Origin of the sequence: Paracoccus sp. Arc7-R13 (assembly GCF_004010775.1) — a bacterium.
GTDB classification, from domain to species: Bacteria; Pseudomonadota; Alphaproteobacteria; order Rhodobacterales; family Rhodobacteraceae; genus Paracoccus; species Paracoccus marcusii.
In genome coordinates, this window is sequence record NZ_CP034810.1 from 346,089 (window position 1) to 366,313 (window position 20,225).

At 68.0% G+C, this 20,225-nt stretch carries 21 protein-coding genes and 1 tRNA gene; 13 read left to right on the plus strand and 9 right to left on the minus strand.

The window, feature by feature from the left end; translation table 11 throughout:
• Positions 1–199: 199 nt before the first annotated feature.
• Together EOJ32_RS01710 and EOJ32_RS01715 are read left to right on the plus strand one after the other, a co-directional pair.
• Positions 200–1,384: a sulfite oxidase gene (locus EOJ32_RS01710; RefSeq protein ID WP_042250312.1), complete on the plus strand. Its 1,185-nt coding sequence runs from the start codon at positions 200–202 to the stop codon at positions 1,382–1,384.
• Positions 1,385–1,436: 52 nt separating this feature from the next.
• Positions 1,437–1,775: a cytochrome c gene (locus tag EOJ32_RS01715; RefSeq protein ID WP_042250314.1), complete on the plus strand. Its 339-nt coding sequence runs from the start codon at positions 1,437–1,439 to the stop codon at positions 1,773–1,775.
• 211 nt (positions 1,776–1,986) lie between these two features.
• Here EOJ32_RS01715 and EOJ32_RS01720 read toward each other — a convergent pair whose 3' ends face one another.
• The 4 genes from EOJ32_RS01720 to leuB form a co-directional block, all read right to left on the minus strand.
• A complete protein-coding gene (locus tag EOJ32_RS01720; RefSeq protein ID WP_127897501.1) occupies positions 1,987–2,784 on the minus strand; it encodes a substrate-binding domain-containing protein in 798 nt (265 codons plus the stop codon).
• Positions 2,785–3,473: 689 nt separating this feature from the next.
• Positions 3,474–3,550: transfer RNA gene (locus EOJ32_RS01725), tRNA-Pro, on the minus strand.
• Between the two features lie 49 nt (positions 3,551–3,599).
• The gene (locus EOJ32_RS01730) at positions 3,600–4,550 is read right to left on the minus strand and encodes a DMT family transporter (RefSeq protein WP_084693835.1); all 951 of its coding nucleotides are present in this window, start codon (positions 4,548–4,550) and stop codon (positions 3,600–3,602) included.
• A gap of 6 nt (positions 4,551–4,556) precedes the next feature.
• On the minus strand, positions 4,557–5,678 hold the full coding sequence (gene leuB / locus EOJ32_RS01735) for a 3-isopropylmalate dehydrogenase (protein WP_127897502.1): 1,122 nt from the start codon (positions 5,676–5,678) through the stop codon (positions 4,557–4,559).
• A 172-nt stretch (positions 5,679–5,850) separates the two neighbouring features.
• Here leuB and EOJ32_RS20030 point away from each other — a divergent pair, with 172 nt between their 5' ends.
• From EOJ32_RS20030 to EOJ32_RS01770, 7 genes are all read left to right on the plus strand, one after another.
• Complete coding sequence (locus EOJ32_RS20030) at positions 5,851–6,354, plus strand: hypothetical protein (protein ID WP_164871372.1); 504 nt, start codon at positions 5,851–5,853, stop codon at positions 6,352–6,354.
• Positions 6,355–6,442: 88 nt separating this feature from the next.
• Complete coding sequence (locus tag EOJ32_RS01745) at positions 6,443–7,630, plus strand: MFS transporter (protein ID WP_127897503.1); 1,188 nt, start codon at positions 6,443–6,445, stop codon at positions 7,628–7,630.
• Complete coding sequence (locus EOJ32_RS01750) at positions 7,623–8,651, plus strand: glycosyltransferase family 4 protein (RefSeq protein ID WP_127897504.1); 1,029 nt, start codon at positions 7,623–7,625, stop codon at positions 8,649–8,651. The genes EOJ32_RS01745 and EOJ32_RS01750 overlap by 8 nt, the downstream gene beginning before the upstream one ends.
• Positions 8,648–9,265, plus strand: coding sequence for a glycosyltransferase family 29 protein (locus tag EOJ32_RS01755; protein ID WP_127897505.1), 618 nt, complete (start codon positions 8,648–8,650; stop codon positions 9,263–9,265). The genes EOJ32_RS01750 and EOJ32_RS01755 overlap by 4 nt, the downstream gene beginning before the upstream one ends.
• An 84-nt stretch (positions 9,266–9,349) precedes the next feature.
• Positions 9,350–11,308 (plus strand): autotransporter domain-containing protein, encoded by a 1,959-nt coding sequence (locus tag EOJ32_RS01760; protein ID WP_127897506.1) that lies wholly within the window; start codon positions 9,350–9,352, stop codon positions 11,306–11,308.
• A gap of 189 nt (positions 11,309–11,497) precedes the next feature.
• Entirely contained in the window at positions 11,498–12,520 is a 1,023-nt protein-coding gene (locus tag EOJ32_RS01765) for an aspartate-semialdehyde dehydrogenase (protein WP_045981957.1), read from the plus strand.
• 3 nt (positions 12,521–12,523) lie between these two features.
• Positions 12,524–13,123 (plus strand): DedA family protein, encoded by a 600-nt coding sequence (locus EOJ32_RS01770; RefSeq protein ID WP_045981956.1) that lies wholly within the window; start codon positions 12,524–12,526, stop codon positions 13,121–13,123.
• Positions 13,124–13,145: 22 nt separating this feature from the next.
• Here the strand turns inward: EOJ32_RS01770 and EOJ32_RS01775 are convergent, their stop codons facing one another.
• Complete coding sequence (locus EOJ32_RS01775) at positions 13,146–13,793, minus strand: carbonic anhydrase (protein WP_046000489.1); 648 nt, start codon at positions 13,791–13,793, stop codon at positions 13,146–13,148.
• Between the two features lie 140 nt (positions 13,794–13,933).
• Between EOJ32_RS01775 and EOJ32_RS01780 the strand changes: the two genes are divergently transcribed.
• Genes EOJ32_RS01780 through EOJ32_RS01790 form a run of 3 tightly spaced genes read left to right on the plus strand, consistent with a single transcriptional unit; the run spans position 13,934 to position 16,563 of the window.
• Positions 13,934–14,311 carry a hypothetical protein gene (locus EOJ32_RS01780; RefSeq protein ID WP_127897507.1) on the plus strand — a complete coding sequence of 126 codons (378 nt, stop codon included), beginning with the start codon at positions 13,934–13,936 and terminating at the stop codon, positions 14,309–14,311.
• 57 nt (positions 14,312–14,368) lie between these two features.
• A complete protein-coding gene (locus EOJ32_RS01785) occupies positions 14,369–15,739 on the plus strand; it encodes a M17 family metallopeptidase (RefSeq protein WP_127897508.1) in 1,371 nt (456 codons plus the stop codon).
• A complete protein-coding gene (locus tag EOJ32_RS01790; RefSeq protein ID WP_045981952.1) occupies positions 15,739–16,563 on the plus strand; it encodes an NlpC/P60 family protein in 825 nt (274 codons plus the stop codon). The genes EOJ32_RS01785 and EOJ32_RS01790 overlap by 1 nt, the downstream gene beginning before the upstream one ends.
• Here the strand turns inward: EOJ32_RS01790 and truB are convergent.
• From truB to rbfA, 3 genes are read right to left on the minus strand one after another with little or no spacing between them, the layout of a single operon-like run.
• Positions 16,553–17,446: a tRNA pseudouridine(55) synthase TruB gene (gene truB / locus EOJ32_RS01795; protein ID WP_045981951.1), complete on the minus strand. Its 894-nt coding sequence runs from the start codon at positions 17,444–17,446 to the stop codon at positions 16,553–16,555. The genes EOJ32_RS01790 and truB overlap by 11 nt on opposite strands.
• Before the next feature lie 60 nt (positions 17,447–17,506).
• Positions 17,507–18,256, minus strand: a complete 750-nt coding sequence (locus EOJ32_RS01800) for a phosphodiester glycosidase family protein (protein WP_045981950.1) — start codon at positions 18,254–18,256, stop codon at positions 17,507–17,509.
• On the minus strand, positions 18,246–18,665 hold the full coding sequence (rbfA, locus tag EOJ32_RS01805) for a 30S ribosome-binding factor RbfA (protein ID WP_045981949.1): 420 nt from the start codon (positions 18,663–18,665) through the stop codon (positions 18,246–18,248). Before rbfA ends, EOJ32_RS01800 begins: the two co-directional genes overlap by 11 nt.
• 72 nt (positions 18,666–18,737) lie before the next feature.
• Here rbfA and dapB point away from each other — a divergent pair, with 72 nt between their 5' ends.
• Positions 18,738–19,577, plus strand: coding sequence for a 4-hydroxy-tetrahydrodipicolinate reductase (gene dapB / locus EOJ32_RS01810; protein ID WP_045981948.1), 840 nt, complete (start codon positions 18,738–18,740; stop codon positions 19,575–19,577).
• Here dapB and EOJ32_RS01815 read toward each other — a convergent pair.
• Entirely contained in the window at positions 19,568–20,167 is a 600-nt protein-coding gene (locus EOJ32_RS01815) for an SH3 domain-containing protein (protein ID WP_164871373.1), read from the minus strand. The genes dapB and EOJ32_RS01815 overlap by 10 nt on opposite strands.
• Positions 20,168–20,225 lie beyond the last annotated feature (58 nt).

Here is a 20,225-nt window from a genome sequence, read left to right on the forward strand (position 1 = left end):
TGCCAGTTCACCAAAGCGGACGCTCACGGGGTCAGGATAGATCGACACAATGCGGGACGGTGCGGAGCGGACGGTCAGGGATAGACACCCGTGAAGCGGCTCTGATAACGCGGCGCGCAAAAGGAGGCGGTGGACACGCCAACCTCTTTTCATGCTAGGCTCAAAAGTAAGATCAAAACCTTTGGGAGGAGGCTCAGTGATGATGGGTGATTTCAAGATAGGCCGTCGAAGCCTGCTGGCCGGAAGTGGTGCCATCTTGTCCGTGATGGCCAGCGGTGTCCGTGTGCAAGCTCAGGAAAGTGTGACGGCCCTGCCTGACTATGTCAGTTGGAAAGACGCCGATGCACTGATCGTGCACTCCAACAGCACGATCGAGATGGAGCGGTCTGCGTTTGGAACCTCTGCGTTTACGCCTGAGGACAGGCTGTATGTCCGCAACAATGTGGCACCGCCTCCTGCTTCCATTCTTGACGATCGCGATGCATGGGAAGTCAGCATCGACGGCGTGGCAGAGCCTCGGAGCCTGACGCTGGCCGAACTGAAGACAATGGGGATCACGACTGTTGCCATGGTCCTGCAATGCTCCGGGAACGGTCGTGCCTATTTTGAGCACGAGCCGTCCGGCACACCTTGGCAGGTTGGTGCTGCTGGCTGCGTCATGTGGACGGGTGTGCCCTTGAGAGTCGTGGTTGACGCTCTGGGGGGAGTTGCGGAGGGGATGGAATACGTGACCGGCACGGGTGGAGAGACGCTTCCCGAAGGACTTGATCCGCTGACATTGCTCGTCGAGCGGTCGGTGCCCCTGGATGCGCTCGATGATATCTTGCTGGCGTGGGAGCTGAATGGGGAGCCGATTTCCCTGGCCCATGGCGGTCCGCTGCGCATGGTCGTCCCCGGGTTTACGGGCGTCAACAGCGTGAAATACGTCACCAAGGTCGCCATGACCGCGGAGCAGTCGCCAGCGCTGATCCAGCAGACGCGCTATCGGTTGCAGCCTGTGGGTGAAGAAGGCGGCCCGGACCATCCGTCGGTCTGGCAGATGTCGGTCAAATCCTGGATCACCGGCCCGTTGGATGCGACCCAGGCTGGTCGCGTTCAGGTCACGGGTGTGGCGTTCGGCGGAACAACCAACGTCGCATCAGTCGAAGTATCTGCGGATGATGGCCAGACGTGGAGCACAGCAGAGTTCATCGGACCTGATCTCGGGAAATTTGCGTGGCGTCCCTTTGTGGCACAGATGGATCTGCAGCCCGGCACGTATCGGCTGGTCAGCCGAGCCACGGATGCGGACGGAAACCAGCAGCCTGAGCAGACTGAGCCCAACGACCCCGGATACAACCATAATGGGTGGCGCGCGCCCGGCATCGAAATCGAAGTGGCATGACACACGCGGCTGGCGGTTCGTGCCGGACACCCCTCAGATCAACGGAAAACACATGAACAAGACACTGAGTGCCGCGGCCATTTTGCTTTCATCCTTGTCAGGTATGGCTGTAGCTGAAACAGACTCTGCCCGGATCGACATGGGCAAGGCACTTTTCACACAAGGGGCAGAGCCGTCCTGCTCGATCTGCCATACCCTGGCCGATGCCGAGACAATGGGAGAGATCGGGCCGAACCTCGACACCATGCGTCCCGATTATGACCGCGTCATGCGGGCGTTGGTGAACGGCGTCGGACCGATGACGCCGTATGACAGCCTGACGGACGAGGAGTTGGACGCTCTGTCCCACTATGTCGCAAGCGCGACCAAGGCAGACAACGTCGAGCCCTGAGATGATCGATGGCTCTTCTCCACGACGGAACTGAACGAAAAACCCCCCGCTTGCAGGCGGGGGGTTACGTTTAGCGTCTTGCTCATTCCATCGCCGTTCAAGCCGGGACTTCAGGCTGACGATGAGGGTTCAGCATTCAATCGCATTGCGTTGGACAGATCTGCGGTCAGGTCAGACCTCATGCTTTAGAGATGCTGGATCGTGGACCCCTTCAGCGGGTCCAGCCTTCGGTTTCCATCAGCGCCTGCGCCTCGTCCGTAACCAGAAAGTCCAGAAAGGCCTGCGCCTCCGGGTCAGCATCCGGCGCGATGGCGACGTTCAGGTCGCGCCAGATCGCGCGGTCCTCGGACAGCGACACGGCCTCGATCACGTCGGGATTGCGCGCAGTCCAGTCGGGCCAGGTGATCCAGGCATCCGCGTCCAGATCGGTGAACGCCTTGAAGCTGGCGCCCGACCCGTGCTCGAACGCCACGATGTTGCGGCGCATGCCCACGACATCGTCCAGATTGCCCGTTCGCCCTGCGATATCCTCCCAGACTCCGGTGCCCGATGTGTTGCCGACGCCGGCGCCCTCGGTCACGACGATCTTGACGCCGTCGGCCAGAAGATCGTCGAAGCCGGTGATGCCCTTGGGGTTGCCGGCCTTCACCGCGATGATGGCGGGACGCAGGTAGATCGGCTGAACCTGATCTGACGAGAACGAGGTGTAGGTTTCCAGAAACGCAGTCATCGACTGCTCGGACGTCCCCCAGATGATGTCGGCATCGGCCTGCGCCTGATCGGACCATGTGGGTTCTGGTCCGAAGGTGATAGCAACCTCGGTGCCCGTTTCGGCCTGCCAGACATCGGCGACCTTCTGCAGCGCGCTATGCGGCCCGCCCGCACCATAAAGACGCACAACGCCGTCGCCAGCCTCACGCGCGATCGCGGGCGCTTCTGTGGCTGCGTCCTGGGCAAGGGCGGGGGTGGTCAGAGACAGGCTTATGGCCAGAAGGGATGTCATTTTCATCAAGGCACTCCGGTCGAACAGGATCGCGTCGGCCTGATGCCGACGCCATGTGACGTCTAGAACGCTGCAGCTGGCGTAAACGCCCGAACGGCTTCGCCGTTTTCTGCCATTTCTACGTCACTCTTGCGTGTGGGGCACGGCTGACGCGTGATAAATGCTGACTAGTCAATTCGATCAAAAGGTCAGCGCTGACGCTGGCGCGCAGGAACGCATCCGCTGCGCAGCTGACATCGCCCTGTGTCGACGTAACGCCTGAGAGCCGGCGTGCCAGCAGCGCGAAAAGGCCATCGTCGCCGAATTCGTAGCGGCGTTCGAGTAGGTGTGTGTGAGTGGCCGCGCTTTGATAAGAATATGGGATGACGAGCGGCTGCTTCCGGACTCTAGACCTGTAAATATCAGGAATCTTTAGCGGCGGCTTTCCGCCCAGCACGTCGCTGATGCTGCAATTGCGAACGGTCTTAGCGTAGGCGCACTCAATGGCCGAAAGGTCCCGCATAGCAGACTGCGTCCCGTCGATCTCGCTATCCCACGATTGGTGCGGCGACGTTAGCAGACTGCTGTCCTAGATAGAAACTTCGTCTTGGGGCGCGAGCGAAAACTCTTCGAGCTTTACGTCGGACTTGCTGCAGCAAAGGAAGAATAGTGGCCACTTGAGGAAGACCACAGTGGCAATCCACAAATCGGGGAAATGGTCGGAGCGAGAGGATTCGAACCTCCGACCCCCTGCTCCCGAAGCAGGTGCGCTACCAGGCTGCGCTACGCTCCGACCGTAGGACGGGCAGGTAGCGCGACGATCCGGAGAATGCAAGCCCTCATCAGCGACGGGGCGCCCACAATCTTTGCAGGATCGTCGATTTCGGCGCCGTCACGGTCTCTGCGCGCAGGCGGGCGCTGGTCGCGGGGCGATTGGCGCTGACGCCGCGGCCTTCGCGCCAGACGATGTAGATGCCCGAGGCGATGATCACCCCCGCGCCCAGAAGGGTGGCGGGGTCGACGCCCTCTCCGAACAGGAACCAGCCATAGCCGGTCGCCCACAGGATCTGCGAATACTGCATGGGCGCCACGATCGCGGCCTCTCCGGTGCGATAGGCCATGATGACCAGGAACCCGCCCATCAGGCCCAGCCCGGCGATGATGCCGGTCATCGCCAGATGCACCAGCTCCATCGGCTGATAGCTGACCGAAAGCGCCGCGCCGGTCGCGAAGAAGTTGCCCAGCATCGGCCACATCATCAGCACCATCGGGCGTTCGGCCCGGCCAAGGCGGCGGATGATCACCGCGGCCAACGCGCTGGCCGTGGCGCCGGCCATCGCGGCGATGTGGCCCAGCTGGATCTCCTGCCCGCCCGGGCGCAGCACGATCAGCACGCCGGTCAGGCCGACGATGACGGCGGCCCAGCGGTGCCAGCCGACCCTCTCGCCCAAAAGCGGGATCGACAGGATGGTGATCAGCAGGGGCGTCGTGAACAGGATCGCATAGACCTGCGTCAGCGGCAGGGTCGAGAAGGCGAAGAACCCCGCCATCCCCGCCACCACGGCGCACAACGTGCGCAGGATCACCCAGCCCGGATTGGCCGGACGCAGCGTGCCGGGCTGGGGGTCGCGCATCAGCACGATGCTGACCAGCGGGAACGACAGCAGCGATGCGAAGAACAGGATCTGCATCGCCGGATAGATGGCACCCAGCGACTTGATCACCACGTCATGCGTGGCATAGAGGCCCATCGCCGCAAGCTGCAGCAATGCGCCCCTGACATTGGCGGTCAGGGCCAATCAGGCCTCCAGCGCGGCGACGATGGCATCGCCCATCTGCGCCGTGCTGATCGGGGTGCCGCCCTCCGGCCCCATCAGGTCGGCGGTGCGCAGGCCGTCGGCCAGCACACGCTCGACCGCGGCCTCCAGCGCGTCGGCCGCGGCACCCTCGCCGAAGGAATAGCGAAGGGCCATGGCGAAGGAGAGGATGCAGGCGATCGGGTTGGCCTTGCCCTGCCCCGCGATGTCGGGTGCCGATCCGTGGACCGGTTCGTACAGCGCCTTGGGCCGGCCGTTCGCCATCACCGCGCCCAGCGACGCGGACGGCAGCATGCCCAGCGAGCCGGTCAGCATCGCCGCCGCGTCCGACAGCAGGTCGCCGAACAGGTTGTCGGTCACGATCACGTCGAACTGGCGCGGCGCGCGCACCAGCTGCATCGCGCCGTTGTCGGCATACATGTGCGACAGGGCCACGTCGGGGTATTCGTTGTCATGCACCCACTGGACCTCCTCGCGCCACAGGATGCCCGATTCCATCACGTTGGCCTTTTCCATCGAACAGACCTTGTTGCCGCGGGCGCGGGCCAGCTCGAAGGCGGACCGGGCGACGCGGCGGATCTCTCCGCTGGTGTAACGCTGGGTGTTGATGCCGACGCGGCCACCCTCGTTGTCGGGATTGTTGTCGTCGGAATGGATGCCGCGCGGTTCGCCGAAATAGACGCCCGAGGTCAGCTCGCGCACGATCAGGATGTCCAGGCCGGCCACCACTTCGCGCTTCAGGCTGCTGAAGTCGGCCAGCGCGTCAAAGCATTGCGCCGGACGCAGGTTGGCAAACAAGTCCATCTCCTTGCGCAGGCGCAGCAGGCCGCGTTCGGGTTTCACGCTGAAATCCAGGACGTCGTATTTCGGGCCGCCGACCGCACCCAGCAGGACCGCATCCACCGCCTGGGCCTTGGCCATCGTCGCATCCGCCAGGGGCACGCCATGCACGTCATAGGCCGTGCCGCCCACCAGGTCATGGGTCACGTCGAAGGCCATGCCGCGGTTCGCCTGGAACCAGTCGATGACCTTGACCACCTCGGCCATGACTTCGGGGCCGATCCCGTCGCCGGGCAGGATGAGAAGCGAATAGCGGTCGGACATGATCCCTCCTTCAGGTGCCAGCCGCGACAGCGCAGGCTGCGGCTTCGGGTTAGACGCCGCCCGCCCTAGGGTCAAGCGCGGCGGGGAACGGGCGCTCACGACAGTTTGCCTTGCGCCCGGGGGACTGCTGGTCGACCCTGTTGCCCGACCAGCCCTGTGAATGAGGAATGCGATGACCCGCTGGACTGTCCTGATGATCGCCGCCGCGGCGGCGCTGACGCAACCCGCCCTGGCGCAGACCTCGGACGGGGTGCCGGGCGACCGGGTCGTGGTACCGCTGCCGGACGTGTCGGGGTTGTCCGACGACGAGGCGCAGGCGCTGGCGCGCGATGTGGCGCAGATGACCGTGATCACCGCGGAATGCCCCGAACACGATGTCAGCGGCCCCGAGTTCCAGCTGATGGCCGGCACCACGGATGCGCTGACCGAACGGCTGGGGCTGGACCCGGTCAGCTATGACCGCGACTATGTCCGCCCGGCCTTTGCCGTGGTCGAGGAGGCGGATGCCTGCGACCGGCTTGGCCCGCGGGTTCCCGAACTGATCGCCCGGCTGGAGGGGATGGGCGGCAGCACCCAGCCCGTGACGCCGGGCTTGGCCGAGGCCGCCGCCGCCAAGGCCGCCGCCGAAGGCGCCAGCGACACGGCCCCCGACGCGGAAGCCGCCCCCGCCGAATAACGCCCCGCCGCCCCCGGCGTGATTTGCACGTCTTGCAGCTTCCGCGTCCTTGGCCCAGCGTGGCGCCGGGGAACGGAGGAACGAATTCATGCTCAAGGCCGGATTGGTCAGCCTGGTGCTGGCCTATATGCTGTCGCAATTCTATCGGGCCTTTCTGGCCGTGCTGGCCCCGGTGCTGCAGGATCAGGTCGGTGCCGGCCCCGGCGATCTGGCCCTGTCATCGGGGCTGTGGTTCATCGCCTTCGCGCTGATGCAGCTGCCGGTGGGGGCGGCGCTGGACCGGTTCGGACCGCGCCGCACGGTGGCGTGGCTGATGGCGGTGGGCGGGGCCGGAGGCGCGGTGATCTTTGCCGTGGCAGACGCGCCGTGGCACCTGCATCTGGCGATGACCGCATTGGGCATCGGTTGCTCTCCGGCGCTGATGGGGCCGTATTTCATCTTCGCGCGCGAATACCCGCCCGCGTCCTTCGGGATGCTGGCCGGGGTGCTGGTGGGGTTCGGATCGCTGGGCAACATCCTGGGCGCCTCGCCCCTGGTCTGGGTGATCGAGGCCGCGGGGTGGCGCCAGACCCTGTGGGGGCTTGCGGCCGTGACGCTGATGGTGGCCGCGCTGGTCCTGGCGGCGGTGCGCGACCCGGCGCGGCTGGGCGCGGGGCATCCGCAGGGCTCGATCGGTCAGATCCTGCGCCTGCGCGCGCTGTGGTTCATCGTGCCGCTGTTCGGCGTGAACTATGCGGTGACGGCGGCAATCCGCGGATTGTGGGCCGCCCCCTGGCTGGAGCAGGTGCATGGCGCCGACGCGACCCAGATCGGCCGCGTCACGCTGGCGATGGGCCTCGCAATGGTCGCGGGCAGCTTTGCCGTCGGACCCGCCGCCCGCCTGGCCGGCAGCGCGCGCCGTGCGACGATGCTGTTTTCCGCGGTGATGATCGTCACGCTGGCGGTGATGTGGCAGGCCCCCGCCCTGCCCCTGCCCGCGGTGACCGCGTTGCTGGTGGTGCTGGGGTTCTTCGGGTCGGCCTATCCGCTGCTCATGGCGCATGGACGATCGTTTCTGCCACCACATCTGGTGGGTCGTGGGATGACCTTTCTCAACATGATCTCCATCGGTGGGGTCGGGGTGATGCAGTTCGCGTCGCGCCCGGTCTATGCCGCGGCACAGGGTGCCTATGCGCCCGCGCAGGCCTTCGCTATGCTGTGGCTGTTCTTCCTGATCCCGCTGGCGATCGGGTTCCTGCTGTATTTCCTGACGCCCGAGGCCGCCGCCCATGACTGACCCGCTGATCGTCGCACCGAACCTGAAACGTCGCCTGTCCGGGGTGACGGCCACGGTGGTGCGGCTGATCCCGGTCCAGGCGCGGATGATCGACATCTGCGCGACGGGCCCCGGCCTGCCTGCGGATGTCCCGCACATTCCCCTGATGCGCGCGGCCACCCTGCCCCGCGACCGATGGCGGGTCTGGCACGCGCGCCGCAACACCGAGATGGCGCTGGGCCTGATCCTGCGTCGCCTGCTGCGGCGCCGGTACCGCCTGCTGTTTACGTCCGCCGCCCAGCGCCGGCACACCGGCTTTACACGTTGGCTGATCCGGCAGCAGGACGCACTGATCGCGACCTCGCCCCAGGCGGCCGGCTATCTGGAACGCCCCGCGACCGTGATCCTGCACGGGGTCGACACGGACGTGTTCCACCCCGCCCCGGACCGTGCCGCTTTGCGCGCGCGGCTGGGCCTGGACCCGGACGCGGTGCTGATCGGCTGCTTCGGCCGCATCCGTGCGCAGAAGGGCGTCGATCTGCTGGTGCAGGCGGGGCTGGAACTGCTGCCCTCGCGCCCGCGGGTGCAGATCATCTTCACCGGCCGCATCACCCCCGACAACCGGACCTTCGCCGATCACCTGCAGGCGCGCATCAAGGCGGCCGGGCTGGACGGTCGCATCCGCTTCCTGGGCGAACTGCCGTGGGACCAGGTGATCGCGCATTACCAGGCGCTGGATCTCTTTGCCGCCCCCGCCCGGTGGGAGGGCTTCGGCCTGACCCCGCTGGAGGCCGCCGCCTGCGCCGTCCCCACCGTCGCCGCCCGCGTTGGTGCCTACGAGGCGCTGATCCGCGACGGCCAGACCGGCAGCCTGGTCCCGAAAGACGACGCCCCCGCCCTGACCGCCGCGCTGGCCCGCTGGCTGGACGACGACGCAGGCCGCGCCGCGGCGGGTCAGGCCGCCCGCGCCCATGTCACCGCGAACCACGCCATCGAGGGCGAGGCGCGGGCCATCGTCGACGTCTATCGGTCGCTGCTGTGAACCGGCTGGCCTTTGCCACGGCGCGCCTGATGCGCCGCGACGCGCCCCTGGCCGCGCTGTCGGTCCCGCAATCCGCGCTGCTGGCCGACCTGTCGGGCCGCCATGTCGCGCTGATCGGCAACGCCCGCGCGCTGGCCGATCAGGCCCACGGGGCACGGATCGATGCCGCCGACAGGGTCGTCCGCATCAACCGCGCGCCGATGCCCAGCCCTGCCAGCCACGGCACGCGCACCGACTGGCTGGGACTGGCCACGCGCCTGCCGGACGCGGACCGTGCGCGCCTGGACCCCGGCCGCATCCTGTGGATGTCGCCCAAACGCAAGCGGCTGGACTGGGACAGCGCGTCCAGCCCCGGCTTCTACCTGCACCCCTTGGCGGATATCGACATGCTGGCCGGGCGGCTGGGTGCGCCCCCCACGACGGGCGCGATGCTGATCGATCTGTGCCTGCGCAGCGATCTGGCATCGCTGACGCTCTATGGTTTCGACTTCTTCGCCAGCCTGTCGCTGTCGGGACGGCGCAATGCCGCGCAGGTGCCGCATGATTTCGCGGCCGAGGGCGCCTGGGTCGCCGATCTGTTGCGCCAGGACCACCGTCTGACGCTGATCCGTTGAGGCGGCCTTGCACGTGCTGCGCGCTGTGCAATCCTGTGGGCTTCCCCCGCGCGGGGGACACCAAAAAGCAGGCAGGGAAACCCCATGAGAACCATCAAGGCCGCCTTGGCCTCCACGGCGCTGATCTGCGCCACCCCGGCATTGGCGCAGGATTTCGGCGCCTATGGCTATGATACGATGCGCGACTTGGCGCTGAATTATCCGGGCCGCTTCACGGGCGCGCCGGACAGCGGTACGACCTTCTTCAATGCGGCCCAATACATGCGCGACCGCCTGTCCTTCGGCAGCAACGCGGTCGTGCGTCAGGACTTCACCGCCACCAGCCGGTCTGGCGCCACGCTGGGCCCGTCGCAAAACCTGGTCGTGTCGATGCCCGGCGCCAGCGACCGCTTCATCGTGGTGGGGGCGCATTTCGACAGCGCCGGAACATCGCCCGACCTGCAGGGGGTCGACGACAATGCCTCGGGCGCGGGGGTGCTGACCGAACTGGCGGCGCACATGACCGGGCTGTCCACCGATGTCGGCCTGGAGTTCGTGGCCTTCGGCGCCGAGGAGGTCGGCCTACAGGGGGCGGCCCATTACGTCGACACCCTTGGCGGCCGCCGCGACGACATGGCCGGGATGATCAACATCGACAGCCTGATCACAGGCGACTTCATGTATGCCCATGCCGGGACCGAATACCTGGAGAACCCGGCGCTGCTGTCGCTATGGACCCGCGCGCACGCCATCGCGGACGAGCTTGGCATCGACCTGCGCAGCAACCCCGGACGGAACCCTGACTATCCGATCAACACCGGCTGCTGTTCCGACGCTGCCGTGTTCGAAGGCTACAGCATCCCGATCCTGTGGCTGGAGGCGACGAACTGGGACCTGGGCGATCTGGACGGCTATACCCAGACCGACAATCCGCTGATCCCCGGCGGTTCGACCTGGCATGACCCGACCGAGGACAACTGGGACTTCCTGCTGGCGGCCTTGGGCCCTGAACGGTTCGAACAGCGCATGCGCGACTATGCCCGCATCCTGACCCGCCTGCTGGTCGAGGAGACGGGCGCCGACCTGGTGGCGTCGTCCCAGGACGCGGCCCTGTCGGCGGCCCAGATCGCCGATCTGGCCACCCGACAGCAGGCTGATCTGGCCGCCCTGTCGCTGCGCGCAACGCGTGACCGCCTGGGCGCGGATGCGCCCTTTGGCCAGATCACGCCCTCGATCGCGGTGCAGGGCCTGGCCACGCCGGACAGCAGCGCGACCTTCGGGCGCGACGGCGGGGCTGCGCTGATGGCGCGGGCGGGCGCGTCGTACCAGGTGGCCCCCGGCCTGTCTTTGGGCGGCCAGCTGGCCTATGCACGCACCGGCGACGACCTGCGCAGCGGCGACGACCTGGAATCGACCGCCTATCAGCTGTCGCTGGACGCGGCCTATGCGATGAACGACGACTGGGTGATCGGCGCGGTCAGCTGGGGCAAGTCGGACCTTGAGGGCACGCGCGACTTCGTGCTGCGCTCGGGCCTGGGCGCGACCATCGTCGAACGGGATTTCGACTGGTCGACCAATGCCTATACCCTGGGCGCGCGAGTCCAGGCCGGGCGCGACTATGCGCTGGCATCGGGCGTGACCTATGGTCCGGTCGTGGGGCTGGATTACAGCCGCACCCGGATCGGCGGGTTTTCGGAAGGGTCGGGCGACCGCCGTGCGGTCACCTATGCCGGTCAGGCAATCGAAAGCCTGGAGGTCCAGCTGGGCGGCCGCGTCGGCACCGATCTGGCCGTCGCCGGGCGCGACGTGACGCTGTCGGCGCAAGGCACGCTGGTCCACGACCTGGCCGAAGGGGCGCCCTCGCGCATCCGCGTGACCGACAGCACCGGCAACGACCGCCGCGTGACGCTGGATGGACAGGACCGCAACTTTGCCCGCATCGGCCTGTCGGCCCAAACGGCCCTGTCCGACCAAGCCGATGCCTGGGTGACGCTGGACAGCCGCATCGGCCATGACGCCGGATCGCAGGCGACCGTCGGCGCGGGCCTGGGCCTGCGGTTCTGAAAACCGCTTGTGCGCGTCCGGTCAGCCGGGCGCGCACAAGCCGTCCCTGCGGCGTTTCGCGGCAATCGCCGGGGCCGCCCGACCTGTTGCCGGAACCCCGCGGCCGGGTGCGGACCTGCAACGCGCGCTGGCGTTGCGCGGCCGTTTGCGGTAAATGCCCCCGACCGCAGAAAAAGGAGCTCCCCCGAAATGGGTTACAAAGTCGTCGTCGCCGGCGCCACGGGCAATGTGGGCCGCGAAATGCTGAACATCCTGGACGAACGCCAGTTCCCCGTGGACGAGATCGCCGTACTGGCGTCCCGCCGCAGCCAGGGCACCGAGGTCAGCTTTGGCGACAAGACTTTGAAGATCAAGGACATCGAGCAGTTCGACTGGACCGGCTGGGACATCGCGCTGTTTGCCATCGGATCGGATGCGACCAAGATCCACGCCCCCAAGGCCGCGGCCGCCGGCTGCGTGGTGATCGACAACTCCTCGCTCTATCGCTACGACGCCGACGTGCCGCTGATCGTGCCCGAGGTGAACCCCGACGCGATTCAGGGCTATGCGAAAAAGAACATCATCGCGAACCCCAACTGCTCGACCGCGCAGATGGTCGTGGCGCTCAAGCCCCTGCATGACCGCGCCCGCATCAAGCGCGTCGTCGTCTCGACCTACCAGTCGGTCAGCGGCGCGGGCAAGGAGGGCATGGACGAGCTGTGGGACCAGACCAAGGGCATGTACGTGCCGGGTCAGGAAAAGGAACCCAAGAAGTTCCAGAAGCAGATCGCCTTTAACGTGATCCCGCAGATCGACGTCTTCATGGAAGACGGCGCGACCAAGGAAGAATGGAAGATGGTCGCCGAGACCAAGAAGATCATGGACAAGTCGATCAAGGTCACCGCGACCTGCGTCCGCGTCCCCGTCTTCGTCGGCCATTCGGAATCGATCAACATCGAGTTCGAGGATTTCCTGGACGAGGACGAGGCCCGCGACATCCTGCGCGAGGCGCCCGGCGTCATGGTGATCGACAAGCGCGAGCCCGGCGGCTACATCACCCCCGTCGAATGCGTGGGGGAATACGCCACCTATGTCAGCCGCATCCGCCAGGACGGCACGGTCGAGAACGGCCTGAACCTGTGGTGCGTCAGCGACAACCTGCGCAAGGGTGCGGCGCTGAACGCGGTGCAGATCGCCGAACTGCTGGGCAACCGCATCCTGAAGAAGGGCTGATCCTTGTTCGAATGGATCACCGGCCTGCTGGAAAGCGGGGGGGCCTGGGCAATCTTTGCCCTGATGCTGCTGGAAAACATCTTTCCGCCGATTCCGTCGGAACTGATCATGCCGCTGGCGGGGTTCAACGCCGCCCGCGGCGGCACGCCCCTGTGGCTGGCGATCCTGGCGGGCGGGGTCGGATCGACCCTGGGCGCGTGGTTCTGGTACGTGATCGGGGTGGCCTACGGCCCGGCGCGGATGCGCCGCGTCGTGGTCCGCTATGGCCGCTGGCTGACGCTGACGCCCAACGAGCTGACCTCGGCCGAGGGCTGGTTCGCCCGGCATGGCGGGGCCGCGGTCTTCTTCGGCCGCTTCCTGCCCACGATCCGCACGCTGATCTCGGTCCCCGCGGGGCTGGCGCAGATGCCGGTGGGGCGGTTCCTGCTGTTCACCGCCATCGGCAGCTTCATCTGGACGGGCGGGCTGGCCATCGCCGGCTATGTCCTTGAAAACGGCTATGAGGCCGTCAGCCACCTGATCGATCCGCTGTCCACGGCGATCGTTCTGGGCTTTGTCGCGCTGTATGTCTGGCGGGTCATCCGCTGGCGGCCCGACGCCTGAAGACGCGCCGGGCGGGCGGGTGTCAGATCGACACCCACCGCCTGCCGCCGTCATCGGCCTGCAAAAGCGTGCCTTCGCTGATGTCGTGCAGCAGACCGTGCAGCGACATTTCCCCGGACTCGACCGCCGCGCGGACGAAGGGGAAGGTCATCAGGTTCTCCAGCGACACCAGCACGGCCTCGCGCTCCAGCGCGTTGACCTGTTCGGCTTCGGGCAGGTCCTTCACGCGGTCATAGCCGGGGCGCAGGATGTCCATCCAGCGACCGACGAAGCTGGTCTTCTCCTCCAGTTCGGGCGCGGCGCCCGAACACATCGCGTGGCATCCCTTGACGCCGCCGCAATTGGTGTGGCCCACCACGATCAGATGCGCGACCTTCAGCGCCGTGACGGCATATTCGACCGCCGCCGAGGTGCCGTGCTGCAACCCGTCGGGCGCATAGGCCGGCACCAAGTTGGCGATGTTGCGGTGAATGAAGAACTCGCCCGAATCGGCGCCGAAGATGCTGGTCACGTGCACGCGGCTGTCGCAGCAGGAGATGACCATCGCGCGCGGGCGCTGCCCTTCGGTCGCCAGCCGGCGGAACCAGGCCGCGTTCTCGGCATAGGACGTCGCCTTCCAGCCGTGGAAACGCTTGACCAGATATTGCGGCAACGGAGACAGGTCGTTCATCTGGCACCTCGCTTTCTGACAGGGGTGATAGGCCGGGATTGAGACAAATTCGAGCCTTTTCTTGATCCCGCCTCAAGGCTTTCTTCACCGCTTGCCCCGCATGGTCGGCGCGTGCGGGGACAGATCCCCTGGAGGTGCGGATGGCACAAATTTCGGCTTTGGCCATATCAGAGGCGGTCCGCGTGGACAGCCGCCGCGTCGCGGAAATCGTGGCCGAGCTGGGCGAGACATCGGCCCAGCATGTCATCGGCCTGGCGCTGGAACAGCTGGCGGCGGCGCTGACGGCGGTGGACGGTGCGCTGGACGACGCGGACCTGGCACAGGCGGCGGCGCATGCCGAACGCATGTCGCGCCTGGCCTGGCAGATCGGCCTGCTGTCGCTGGCGGGCGTCGCGATGGACCTGGGCAGCACCGCCGAACTCGGCGACGTGCCGGCGCTGGCCGCGATCCGCGCGCGCCTGCTGCGGGTGGGCAACCGGTCGCTGACGGCGATCTGGGACCGGACGGCCCTGGCCTGAGGTTGCAGTCGGGGCGCGGTGCTGTAGGCTGTGCGCCGAACTGCCAAGGACCTGCCCATGAACCCCGAATTTGCGCCCGCCTCTGATGCCACCCTGCCGCTGTGGCTGGTCTGGACCGGCGACCCCCTGCCCCAGGACGCGGGCGACTGGCCCCAGGCCTGCGGGTTCGCGGCCAAGGCGGGACAGCTGTGCCTGCTGCCCGATGCGTCGGGCGGGCTGCGCGGCGCGATCATGGGCCTGGGCGAGCGGGCGCAGGCCGGCCGCGACCGGTTCCACCTGGCCCGCGCCCATGCCCTGCCCAAGGGCGACTGGCATCTGGCCGGCATCCCGCAGGGTCTGGATCCCGATCAGCTGGCGCTTGGCTGGCTGCTGGGCCAGTACCGGTTCACCCGCTACAAGGGCGCGCCGGTCCAGGGGCCGCGGCTGGTCTGCCCGGAAGGCGTGGACGCCGACCGCCTGCTGGCGATCGCCGCGGGCGAATTCCTGACCCGCGACCTGATCAACACCCCTGCCAGCGATCTGGGCCCCGACAAGCTGGAGGCCGCCGCGCGCGGTCTTGCCAACGATCTGGGCGCGCGGGTCGAGGTGATCTGCGGCGGCCAGCTGCTGAAGCAGAACTTTCCCCTGATCCACGCGGTCGGCCGCGCCGCCGCCTGCGAGCCGCGGCTGATCGACATCCGCCTTGGCGATGCGGGGCCGATGCTGACCATCGTCGGCAAGGGCGTGTGCTTTGACACCGGCGGGCTGAACCTGAAACCCGGCGCCTCGATGGGGCTGATGAAGAAGGACATGGGCGGGGCCGCGACCGCGCTTGGCCTGCTCAAGATGCTGGCGCGCAGCGGCGCCGCATCGGGCCTGCGCCTGCGGGTGCTGATCCCGGCGGTCGAGAACAGCGTCGCGGGCAACGCCTTCCGCCCCGGCGACGTGCTGGCCAGCCGCAAGGGCCTGTCGGTCGAGGTGAACAACACCGACGCCGAGGGTCGCCTGGTGCTGGCCGACGCGCTGACCTATGCGGCCGAGGAAAGCCCCGACCTGATGATCTCTCTGGCGACGCTGACGGGGGCGGCGCGGGTGGCGCTTGGTCCCGACCTGCCGCCGCTTTACTGCGACGACGACGCGACCGCGACCGCGATCCAGGCCGCCGGGATGCAGGTCGGCGACCCGGTCTGGCGGATGCCCTTCTGGGACGCGTATGAATCGCTGATCGAACCCGGCATCGCTGATCTGGACAACGCCCCCGCGGGCGGAATGGCCGGGTCGATCACCGCCGCCCTGTTCCTGCGCCGCTTTGCCGAGGGCGCGGGACGCTATGCGCATTTCGACATCTATGGCTGGCAGCCCACCGCCGCGCCGGGCCGCCCCAAGGGCGGCGTCGGGCAGGGCGCGCGCGCGATCCTTGCCGCGCTGCCGCAGATTTTGGCGCGCTGATGGACCGCCGTCTGACGCCCGCCACCGACCGCGTGGCCCTGGACAGCCTGCGCGGCGTCCTGGACCGGCCGTCCTTCGTGCCGGGACAGCCCGCACGGGTGATCATTCCAGTGGTCGACCTGCTGGACGCCCCCGAAGGCCGCCGCGACCGGCAGCTGAACTTCGGGGCCGACGTGACGGTGATCGACCGCGAGGCGGGGATGAGCTTCGTGCGCGCGGCGCTGGACGGCTATTGCGGCTGGATCGCCGACACCGCGCTGAGCGGCAGCCTGCCGCCCATCACCCACCGCGTCACCGCGCCGGCCACCCATGTCTATCTGGAACCCGACATGAAGCGGCCCGAGCGGTTTTCGCTGTCCCTAGGCGCGCGGGTGTCGGTCACCCAGGTCCAGGGCCGCTTTGCCACGCTGGCGACCGGCGGCCATGTCCCGGTCCAGCATCTGGCCGACGGCCCGGCCGACGACCCGGTTCCGGTCGCGGAAAGCCTGCTGGGCACGCCCTATCTGTGGGGGGGGAACAGCCGGGCGGGGATCGATTGTTCTGGGCTGGTGCAGGCCGCACTGACCGCCTGCGACATCGCCTGCCCCGGCGACAGCGACCTGCAGCGCGCGACGTTCGCGCAGACCGACACGATCGCGCGGGGCGATCTGCTGTTCTGGCCGGGCCACGTGGCGATGGCCGTGTCGGCGGATCTGATGATCCACGCCACCGCCTGGACCATGTGCGTCACGTTCGAGCCGATCCGCGACGCCATCGCCCGCATCGACGCGGCGGGCGAGGGGCCATTTCTGGGCGCCCACCGCCCCGGTGGCATCACAGGTTGAACACCCGGTCGGGCTGAACCATGCCGCCCTGATAGCGGCCGATGCAGACCGGCCCCCTGGCGTCCTGGACCCAGACCAGCTCGCCCCATTCGGCGCCGCCGGTCACCTCTCCGGGATTGCCGTTGCGGATGCGGATGCCGCCTTCGGTCGTGGCGCGCAGCATGGGCAGGTCGGCCAGGCCCGTCTCCAACGGCAGGATCTGCGTCTCCAGCCAGTCCTGCGCGTCACGGTCGACGCGGTCGAAGGCCACCCCGGCGCTGGCCTCGAAGGGGCCGGACCAGGTGCGGCGCAGATGCGCGACATGGCCCAGACAGCCCAAGGCCCGGCCCAGGTCGCGCGCGATCGAGCGGACATAGCCGCCCTTGCCGCAGACCATCTCAAGGCGGGCGGTGTCGGCCTCGGCCTCCAGCAGGGTCAGGCTGTCGACCCACAGCGGGCGCGCGGCCAGCTCCATCTCGACCCCCTCGCGGGCCAGGTCATAGGCGCGCTCGCCCTCGACCATGACGGCGGAAAAGGCGGGCGGGACCTGCATGATGTCACCGGTAAAGCCCGCCAGCGCCGCCTCGACCTGCGCTGCGGTGGGGCGGTCGTCGCTGGTGCGGACCACGCTGCCGGACGCGTCGTCGGTGGTCGTCTCGGACCCCCAGTTCACCACGAAGTCATAGCATTTCAGCGCGTCGGTGACGATCGGCACGGTCTTGGTGGCCTCGCCCAGGGCGACGGCCAGGACGCCGGTCGCGTCGGGGTCCAGCGTGCCGGCATGACCGGCCTTCTTGGCGTCCAGCGCCCAACGCACCTTGGCCACGACGGCGGTCGAATTGACGCCCGCGGGCTTGTCCACGATCAGCCAGCCGTTGATGTCCCGGCCCTTCTTGCGCGCCATGATCACTCCTGAAAAAACAAGGGCCGGGGGATAGACCCGCGGCGGGCAGGGGTCAACCGGTCACTCGACCAGGCCGATGATCGGACCCATGCTGCGCCCGAAATCGGCCCGGTTCACCGACGGCGCATAAAGCCGCGAGATCGAGCCGTCGAAATACAACGCATCGCGCACGCCCAGCCCGTCGCGGAAGAACCGCCCGAATTCGTGGAACGTCACCGGCCTGTTCGAGATCGCGAACCACGCGGTCTGCCCGTCGGGCGACACGCCGACCCCGTTGCGGATATAGCGGCTGTCGCTGTCGGCCAGGAACCGCGGATGCAGATCGCCGTCGATCACCAGCATCGGCCCGGACTGGCTGGCCAGTCGGCAGTCGGGGCGCGTCTCGGCAAAGCTGACGCTTTCGATGACCTGAAAGGGCTGCGCGCCGCCGGTGCAGAAGACGCCGTTGGGCAGCATCCCGAAATTGTCGCGGCTGGCGCCGGTGACGATGGGCGACAGTTCTACCCCGTCGACGACCAGCAGACCCACCGGACGGTAATCGGCATGGAACATGCCCGCATTCATGGCAAACGACAGCGTCTGACCCGCGTCCAGCGTGCGGCGGACATTGGCGAAATTGCGCAATGGCGCGCCGTCGGGGCCGTCCTGGAACAGCCGCAGGGCGGGTTCCTGCGCGGCCTCGACCTGGCACAGCACATAGCCCTGGCCATCATGGTCCACGCGTTCGCATTGCGCGGCCCCCGACGGCAGCGCCATCGCGACCAGCATTCCGACCGCCACCGCCGCCAGACGCGGCAGATCAGGCGTCATCGTCGTCCCGGTCCGGGGCGGCGACGTCGCGGCGCACGCGCTCGTCCTCGAACAGGCGGCGGGTGTCGTCCATGCGGTCGAAGGTCTCGTCCAGCTGGAACCGCAGCTCGGGCGCGAATTTCAGCGTCATGGCCTTGGCGACCAGGTGGCGCAGTTCCGGGGTGTTGCGGCGCAGCGCGGCCAGCGCCTCGGGCGCGTCGCGGCCGCCCAGCGGCAGCACATAGGCCGTCGCCACCTTGAGGTCGGTCGACATCGACACCTCGGCCACGGTGATGGAATGACGGTTCAGGTCGGGGTCGTGCACGTCCGCGCGCGCAAGCACGTCGGCGAGGGTGCGACGGATCAGTTCACCCACGCGCAGCTGGCGCTGCTTGGGGCCCTGACCTTGGGAATTGCGGTTCTGTGCCATGCGTCCCGATGTAGGGGGTCGCGGCGCGGGCCGCAACCTTGTATCACGCCCCAAAGCCAACAGGGGTGGACCATGAGCGATTTGCAGAACACCGATCAGCCGCAGCGGCCGGGCGTCGTGGTGACCGGCGCATCGGGCCGGATGGGCCGGATGCTGATCCGCCTGATCCTGGACAGCGACCACCTGCGGCTGGTCGGCGCGTTGGACCGCGCAGGCCACGACTGGATCGGGCAGGACATCGGCACCGCGATGGGGCGCGCGCCGGCCGGCGTCACGGTCAGCGACGACGCGGTGACGGCCATCGCCCAGGCGCAGGCGGTGATCGACTTCACCAGCCCCGATGCCACGGTCGCATTCGCGGAACTGACCGCCCAGGCGCGCGCCGTCCACGTCATCGGAACCACCGGGCTGGAGCAGCGGCACCTGGACGCGCTGGCGGCCGCCGCCCGCCACGCGCCGATCATCCGTGCCGGCAACATGAGCCTGGGCGTGAACCTGCTGGTCGGGCTGACCCGCAAGGTCGCGGCCGCCCTGGGCACCGACTGGGACATCGAGGTGGTCGAAAGCCATCACCGCCACAAGGTCGACGCCCCGTCGGGCACCGCCCTGATGCTGGGAGAGGCCGCGGCCCAGGGACGCGGCGCCGCGCTGGATGACCTGCGCGTGCCGGCCCGCGACGGCATCACCGGGGCCCGCGCACCGGGCAGCATCGGCTTTTCCGCCATCCGCGGGGGCGACGTGGTGGGCGAACATGACGTGATCTTTGCCGCCGACGGCGAACGCATCGTGCTGCGCCACTTGGCCACCGACCGCGCGATCTTTGCCCGCGGCGCAATCCGCGCGGCGGTCTGGGGTCAGGACAAGGGTCCGGGTCAGTATGACATGATGGATGTCCTCGGCCTTCAGGGCTGAATGGAGCAGCACCCCGACAGCATCCGCGGCACGTCGCCGTGGATGACCACATGGGCGCGCATCCCGAACAGGCGATCCGACATGCCGTCCGAACACAGCTGCGGAATGGCGGTCAAGGTCAGCCCGTCGGCCACCACCGCGCGGGTCGGGTCGCGGAAGATGCCGGTGGACAGGACCGCCCGGACGGGGCGGGTGTCTTCTGGCATGTCGGGACCGCCCAGCACCACGCTGTCGCCCTGCGGGATGAAGGCCCAGAACGGCTCGGTGCCAAAGCACTGGAACGCCGCGGGCAGGGCGCCGTCCTGCCAGACGTCGACGCGGTAATCCAGATAGCGGTCGGACACCCAGCCCGACCCCTCTCCGGTGTTGACGCGCGACCAGCCGGCGCGCTGCTCGACCACCTCGACGTGGGTCGCGTCAAAGGCCAGCGTGCCGATGATCGGCGCGGAGGCATCCGGCTCGGCCCGGATGTTCAGCACGTCGTCGGCCGCGACCCGCGCTACGTCGAACAGGGTGGGCAGGATGTATTCCTGGGTGGCCAGTGCCGGCCCCGACAGGGCCAGCGTCAGGACAAGGGCGGTGCGCAGCATGGGGCCTCCGGTCGGTTTCGCCGTCAGCCTAGCGCATTCGCGCGCGCCGTCCATCCAC

What these genes read in the sequence shown, in the direction of transcription:
- EOJ32_RS01775 (WP_046000489.1), bottom strand. Translation starts at nt 13,793, where the DNA reads ATGAACGACCTGTCTCCGTTGCCGCAATATCTGGTCAAGCGTTTCCAC.
- EOJ32_RS01745 (WP_127897503.1), top strand. Translation starts at nt 6,443, where the DNA reads ATGCTCAAGGCCGGATTGGTCAGCCTGGTGCTGGCCTATATGCTGTCG.
- EOJ32_RS01750 (WP_127897504.1), top strand. Translation starts at nt 7,623, where the DNA reads ATGACTGACCCGCTGATCGTCGCACCGAACCTGAAACGTCGCCTGTCC.
- EOJ32_RS01790 (WP_045981952.1), top strand. Translation starts at nt 15,739, where the DNA reads ATGGACCGCCGTCTGACGCCCGCCACCGACCGCGTGGCCCTGGACAGC.
- leuB (WP_127897502.1), bottom strand. Translation starts at nt 5,678, where the DNA reads ATGTCCGACCGCTATTCGCTTCTCATCCTGCCCGGCGACGGGATCGGC.
- EOJ32_RS01715 (WP_042250314.1), top strand. Translation starts at nt 1,437, where the DNA reads ATGAACAAGACACTGAGTGCCGCGGCCATTTTGCTTTCATCCTTGTCA.
- truB (WP_045981951.1), bottom strand. Translation starts at nt 17,446, where the DNA reads ATGGCGCGCAAGAAGGGCCGGGACATCAACGGCTGGCTGATCGTGGAC.
- EOJ32_RS20030 (WP_164871372.1), top strand. Translation starts at nt 5,851, where the DNA reads ATGACCCGCTGGACTGTCCTGATGATCGCCGCCGCGGCGGCGCTGACG.
- EOJ32_RS01780 (WP_127897507.1), top strand. Translation starts at nt 13,934, where the DNA reads ATGGCACAAATTTCGGCTTTGGCCATATCAGAGGCGGTCCGCGTGGAC.
- EOJ32_RS01760 (WP_127897506.1), top strand. Translation starts at nt 9,350, where the DNA reads ATGAGAACCATCAAGGCCGCCTTGGCCTCCACGGCGCTGATCTGCGCC.
- EOJ32_RS01800 (WP_045981950.1), bottom strand. Translation starts at nt 18,256, where the DNA reads ATGACGCCTGATCTGCCGCGTCTGGCGGCGGTGGCGGTCGGAATGCTG.
- EOJ32_RS01710 (WP_042250312.1), top strand. Translation starts at nt 200, where the DNA reads ATGATGGGTGATTTCAAGATAGGCCGTCGAAGCCTGCTGGCCGGAAGT.
- rbfA (WP_045981949.1), bottom strand. Translation starts at nt 18,665, where the DNA reads ATGGCACAGAACCGCAATTCCCAAGGTCAGGGCCCCAAGCAGCGCCAG.
- EOJ32_RS01765 (WP_045981957.1), top strand. Translation starts at nt 11,498, where the DNA reads ATGGGTTACAAAGTCGTCGTCGCCGGCGCCACGGGCAATGTGGGCCGC.
- EOJ32_RS01720 (WP_127897501.1), bottom strand. Translation starts at nt 2,784, where the DNA reads ATGAAAATGACATCCCTTCTGGCCATAAGCCTGTCTCTGACCACCCCC.
- dapB (WP_045981948.1), top strand. Translation starts at nt 18,738, where the DNA reads ATGAGCGATTTGCAGAACACCGATCAGCCGCAGCGGCCGGGCGTCGTG.
- EOJ32_RS01785 (WP_127897508.1), top strand. Translation starts at nt 14,369, where the DNA reads ATGAACCCCGAATTTGCGCCCGCCTCTGATGCCACCCTGCCGCTGTGG.
- EOJ32_RS01815 (WP_164871373.1), bottom strand. Translation starts at nt 20,167, where the DNA reads ATGCTGCGCACCGCCCTTGTCCTGACGCTGGCCCTGTCGGGGCCGGCA.